This window comes from Sporosarcina sp. P1 (assembly GCF_002743155.1).
GTDB lineage: Bacteria > Bacillota > Bacilli > Bacillales_A > Planococcaceae > Sporosarcina > Sporosarcina ureae_B.
The window spans coordinates 1-5,998 of record NZ_PDYS01000036.1 but is presented as its reverse complement, the minus strand read 5'-3'; the positions used below and the strand labels follow the sequence as shown (position 1 = coordinate 5,998).

4 protein-coding genes are annotated in these 5,998 nt (G+C 44.8%); all 4 read left to right on the top strand.

The window, feature by feature from the left end:
- Window positions 1-363: 363 nt before the first annotated feature.
- Entirely contained in the window at window positions 364-1,917 is a 1,554-nt protein-coding gene (locus tag CSV73_RS16120) for a fatty acid--CoA ligase family protein (protein ID WP_099628078.1), read from the top strand.
- A gap of 119 nt (window positions 1,918-2,036) precedes the next feature.
- Window positions 2,037-4,007, top strand: coding sequence for a S9 family peptidase (locus tag CSV73_RS16115; RefSeq protein ID WP_099628077.1), 1,971 nt, complete (start codon window positions 2,037-2,039; stop codon window positions 4,005-4,007).
- 103 nt (window positions 4,008-4,110) lie between these two features.
- Window positions 4,111-5,556, top strand: coding sequence for an aspartate ammonia-lyase (aspA, locus tag CSV73_RS16110; RefSeq protein WP_099628076.1), 1,446 nt, complete (start codon window positions 4,111-4,113; stop codon window positions 5,554-5,556).
- Window positions 5,557-5,572: 16 nt separating this feature from the next.
- Complete coding sequence (locus CSV73_RS16105; RefSeq protein ID WP_085132975.1) at window positions 5,573-5,863, top strand: late competence development ComFB family protein; 291 nt, start codon at window positions 5,573-5,575, stop codon at window positions 5,861-5,863.
- The last annotated feature ends 135 nt before the right edge of the window (window positions 5,864-5,998 follow it).

Sequence of the window (5,998 nt, the reverse complement as noted above, 5' to 3'; positions counted from 1 at the left end):
TTCATGTGAGTCCTCCTTGGTTGTAATTAGGGGTCAAGCCCTCAATGCCTTGACACCCCCGAATCATACCAAGGGGACTTTTCTATTTCAATAGGGCTCCACTAAACAAACAGGAATGCTCCCGATGGATCAGCCCAACAGGTGAGACAACTAAAGGGAGCTTGCGACCTAGTTGGCTCACCGCGGGCCCATGGGAAAGCGTCCGCCTAGAGCGCAAATCCCCCACCCCAAAAACCCGTCCAGCCTATCCTAATAAACTAATAAAACGAAATTCCCAGTAAACTCTTGCCAATTATTTGTTTTATCAGTATAATGAACGAATTACTGAATGGTTATTCATTCACTTGTTAGGGAGATGAAAGCATGAATTTAGTTTCTAGTGTTCAACAGACAGCACAGAGCAAGCCTAGTAAAATCGCCTATCATTTCATGGGGAAAGACACGACGTATGCAGAGTTCGACATGTCCGTCTCCATGTTCGCCAATGCGCTACAACATCTAGGAGTCGTTAAAGGGGACAAAGTGGCGTTTTTACTCGGCAACACGCCGCATTACTTGATCTCACTCTATGCCACTATGCGTATCGGAGCGACAGCTGTGCCGGTCAATCCGCTCTATACACCTGACGAAATTTCTTATATTCTGGAAAACAGTGATGCGAAAGCCGTTATTGCGATCGATCAATTATTGCCACTCGTAGAAGTAGCAAGCCAGTCATTTCCGACGATTGAGAACTATATCGTCTGTGAAATGAGTGCAGATGCAGGTGAGAAATTAGCTGCGTTGAATGATTCGGTTAAGGCAAAAGTGCATCCATTTAGCCTGCTCATCAAGCAATCGAAACCAATGACGGAAGCGGTAGAAGTCGACGAAGATGAAAGCGCTATCATCCTTTACACATCTGGAACGACAGGACACCCGAAAGGTGCGATGTTGACACATAAAAATATCTACTCTAATGCACGTGATGTAGGAGACTATTTAGGCTTCTCCGAAAATGATAAAATTGTAGCGACATTGCCTTTATTTCACGTATTCGCATTAACTGTTGTAGCGAATGCGCCACTTGTGAAAGGGGCTACTATATTACTCGAGCCACGCTTTAGCCCGGGGGAAATATTCCACATGATACGCGAACAAAAGGCCACTGTATTTGCGGGCGTTCCTACTATGTATAACTTCCTCTATCAATATCCGGAAGGTAAAACAGAAGACTTCGAATCCATCAGACTGGCGATTTCAGGCGGCTCTTCAATGCCCGTTTCCTTGCTTCATAATTTCGAAGAGAAATTCGATGTGCGTGTTTCGGAAGGCTATGGTTTATCGGAAGCTTCACCGGTCACGTGTTTCAATCCATTAGATCGTGAACGTGTCCCCGGATCGATCGGAACGAATATTATGAACGTCGAGAATAAAGTGGTCGATGAAAATGGCGAAGAAGTGCCAGACAATGAAGTCGGCGAATTAATCGTACGCGGCCCTAACGTCATGAAAGGATATTATAAAATGCCTGAAGAAACCGCGGCTACACTTCGTGATGGTTGGCTCTATACAGGCGACTTGGCGCGACGTGATGAAAACGGTTACTTTTATATCGTAGACCGCAAGAAAGATATGATCATCGTCGGTGGGTTCAATGTGTATCCTCGAGAGGTAGAGGAAGTACTGTTTAGCCACCGTGACATTGTGGAAGCTGCAGTTGTAGGCATACCAGATGCGAACTTCGGTGAAGAAGTACAAGCCTATGTTGTGTTGAAGGAAGGTTCGGATGCGACGGAACATTCACTGCTTAATTATTGTGGGAAGCGTCTTGTGAAGTATAAAGTACCGAAGTCGATTGAGTTCCTTGATGAATTACCGAAAAACACGACAGGTAAGATTTTAAGACGTTCATTGAAAGATCAAATTAAAAGCTGATGAGAGTGGAAACGAGTGACGGGAATCATATCCGTCACTCGTTTTTTTACGCATTCATTGCCAAAACAAGCCTTGACTTGTTATGGTTTAATGAATTGTAAGAATACAGGAGGGATTGGATGAATAAACGATGTGTAACGATTGAAGATTTATTTGAGACGAAATCCGTAACGAATCCGGTATTGGCGCCTAACGATCAAGAAGCAGTGTTTACGGTGACCGAATTACATAAAGAGGAAAATTCGTATTACTCCGCTATCTATCATATCGATTTGCAGACGGGCATCGTAACGCGGTGGACGTATGGGAAGCACCAAGTCAGTGCACCGAAATGGTCTCCTGACGGCAAGCAAGTAGCATTTTTATCGAATCGCAACGAAACGAATCAACTATATATCATGCAAAAAGCAGGCGGAGAAGCCTATGCGCTGACGGACTGTAAAAAAGGGATCGATTCATTCGAATGGTCGCCGTGCGGTAAGAAAATCTGGTTTACGGGGACGCTAAAAACAGGTGAAACGTTTTCTACGACGGTACAGAAGCAAGAAGGATTTCCACAACCGATTCGTGTGACGAAAATGAAATACAAAGCAGATTTCATCGGTGTAGTACCGCAAGACGAATATACACAAATCGGTTATGTTGATCTGGCAACGTGCCATATTTGCAATTTCACTATGGAACCATTTGATCATTCATTAGAAGCGATTTCACATGACGGCAAGCAATTGGTCGTCGGCGTCAATCGTAACGAGCAGACCGATCATGATTTCGGTGTTCCGTTCGTATTGTTGGATATTGAAACAAAAAAAGAGACCGTGATTGTCGATGAACAAGGCTTCTTCGGTGATGTAGCTTTCTCTAAAGACGATCGCTATATTGCGTATACAGGGTATGACTTGACGTTCCAAAATGTCACGCAGGCAGATGTTTTCGTCTATGATCGGACGAACGGTCAGACGATGAATTTGACAGCGGGAATTGACGCGCCGATTGGAGACGAAAGTATTTCCGACCACTTGCAACAAGCGATTGCGCCAGGCGTCGTGTGGACGGAAGACGAGCAACTGTATTTCCAATTATCGAGTATGGGGGAAGTACGTTTGTATGCGGCTACACTTGACGGCGCGATCTATCCAGCGACAGGTGAAGAAGAGCATGTTTACGGGTACGATGTCGCGGGAAATGCGGAATTCGCGTTGCTCACAGTTAGCACGATGACGAATCCTGGGGAACTGTATCGCCAAACGATAGCGACCGGTGAACGTACAAAACTGACTTCATTCAATGAAAGCTGGTTGAAAAAAGTCGAGTTGGTTGAACCGCAAACGATTCATTATACGAATGGCAATGAAAATATCCAAGGGTGGCTAATGAAACCGGCGAACTTTACTGAAGGTAAAACTTATCCGCTCATTGTGGAAATTCATGGGGGGCCGCATGCGATGTATGGCTATACGTATTTCCATGAAATGCAAGTGTTGGCTGCGCAAGGTTTTGGAGTTCTCTATCTCAATCCTCGTGGCAGTCACGGCTATAGTCAGGCGTTTGTTGACGCAGTGCGTGGCGATTACGGTGGCGGTGGATATGAAGATATCATGGCAGGACTGGATGAAGTGTTGAAGACCGAACACTGGATTGATGAAACGCGTCTTGGCGTAACAGGTGGCAGCTACGGTGGCTTCATGACGAACTGGATTGTCGGGCACACGAACCGTTTTAAAGCAGCCGTCACACAACGCTCGATCAGCAATTGGATTAGCTTCTTCGGTGTATCCAATATCGGCTACTACTTTACCGACTGGCATTTGAAAGCTAGAATGACAGATGTTGATACGCTATGGAAGCAGTCACCGTTGAAGTATGCAGAAAACATCGAGACCCCTTTGTTGATTCTTCATGCCGAACGAGATTTCGTTTGTCCAATCGAGCAAGCCGAACAACTATTTATTACGTTAAAAGATCTAGGTAAAGAAACCGAATTTGTTCGCTTTCCCGAATCCGATCATAATATGTCGAGAACAGGGAAACCCAATTTGCGAATTGCAAGATTAGAAGAGATTACCGGGTGGTTTATACGGTATCTATAAGGTAAGATGAGAGAGTATGCCCAAACGGCTATACATGAAAAATATAGTGTGTATAATGAGATACGAATTAAACTTATAAAAACTACTTGAGAAGAGGTTCTGCATGATGGAAGAGCAACTACTGTACAGAATAGAGTCGGATTTTATCGGAGAGAAGAAGGTGCCACTAGACGCGTATTATGGAATACAAACACTACGCGCAGCAGAAAACTTTCCTATCACAGGCTACCGCGTCAATCGCGACTTGATTCGTGCGATCGCAATCGTCAAAAAATCTGCAGCACAAGCTAACCGCGACATCGGTCAATTGGACGCGAATATTGCTGAAGCAATCATCAAGGCATCTGAAGAAGTAATCAATGGCGCATTGCGTGATCAGTTCCTTGTAGATCCAATCCAAGGTGGCGCCGGAACGTCAGTGAATATGAACGCAAACGAAGTCATCGCCAACCGTGCACTCGAAATTCTCGGTCATAAAAAAGGTGAATACGACATCATTAGCCCGAATACGCATGTCAACATGGCGCAGTCGACAAATGACGCGTTCCCGACTGCTATTCATATCGCTACACTCATGAAAGTAGACAAGCTACTCGGCGTTATGGAATCGCTTCATAAAACCTACTTGAAAAAGTCGATAGAATTCCAATCGGTCTTGAAAATGGGCCGTACACACTTACAAGACGCAGTGCCAATCCGTCTCGGACAGGAATTCGAAGCTTACGCAATGGTACTACGTCGCGACATTGAACGCGTTCGTGTATCACGTGTCTACTTATATGAAATCAATATGGGCGCAACCGCTGTCGGAACAGGCTTGAACGCAGATCCATTATATATCAAAAAAGTAGCGAGCTACCTGTCAGAAAACAGTGGTTTCGAATTAAAGTCTTCTACACATTTAGTGGACGCAACACAAAATACAGATTCGTACGTGCAAGTATCTGCAGCGCTACGCGGCACGATGCTGAACCAGTCTAAAATCTGTAACGACTTGCGTCTCATGGCATCCGGTCCACGCACGGGCCTATCTGAAATTGCATTACCTGCAAGACAACCAGGGTCCTCTATCATGCCAGGAAAAGTGAACCCGGTTATGGCAGAAGTAATGAATCAAGTGTCGTTCCAAGTAGTGGGGAACGATATGACGATCGCGTTGGCATCAGAAGCGGGACAGTTCGAATTGAACGTCATGGAGCCAGTGCTAGTGTTCAACTTGCTGCAGTCACTAAAAATCATGACCAACGTATTCGGTGCATTCCGCGATTATTGTTTAGATGGAATCACGGCAAACGTCGAGCACTTGTCTGAGTATGTGGAGAAGAGTATCGGAATCATCACGGCCATCAATCCGCACGTCGGATACGAAGTGGCGTCAGAGATTGCGAAAGAAGCCTTGTTAACGAACAAGTCGATCCGTGAAATTTGTATCGAGCGAAATATCTTGTCGAAAGAAGAGTTGGATACGATTCTCCATCCTTTCGAGATGACGAAGCCGGGTATTTCGGGTAAAGAGTTGTTGAAGAAGAAGATTATTCTTTCTAAGTAATAAGGAGTATTCAACTATGAAAGTGCATAATATTATGGAAGTCGTGGTACGTGACGTGATTTCCAAATATAAGAATGAACTGCATTTGCCATGTACATGCGAGCATTGCCTGAATGATGTACTGGCGATGACATTGAATCATGTTCAGCCTCAATATGTCGTTGATGAAGCAAACAGTACGTATATCCGTGCTGTCCATGAAGCGGATCGTCAAGGGGCCACTGCCATCTTGACGAAAGTCGCGTGGGCTGCGGGCGTGGTTGGGCAAAACCCGCGATGCGATACTATGAAAAATCCTTCCGAGTGATAAAATGTACCCTATAAGATAGACACTTTGAAAAAAGTCTATCCTATAGGGTACTTTTGTTTATAATGAATAAAAAGATGTGGGAGCGGATGAATGTGACTGAACGATTGTTTACCTTAAAAGAACAAGCACGCT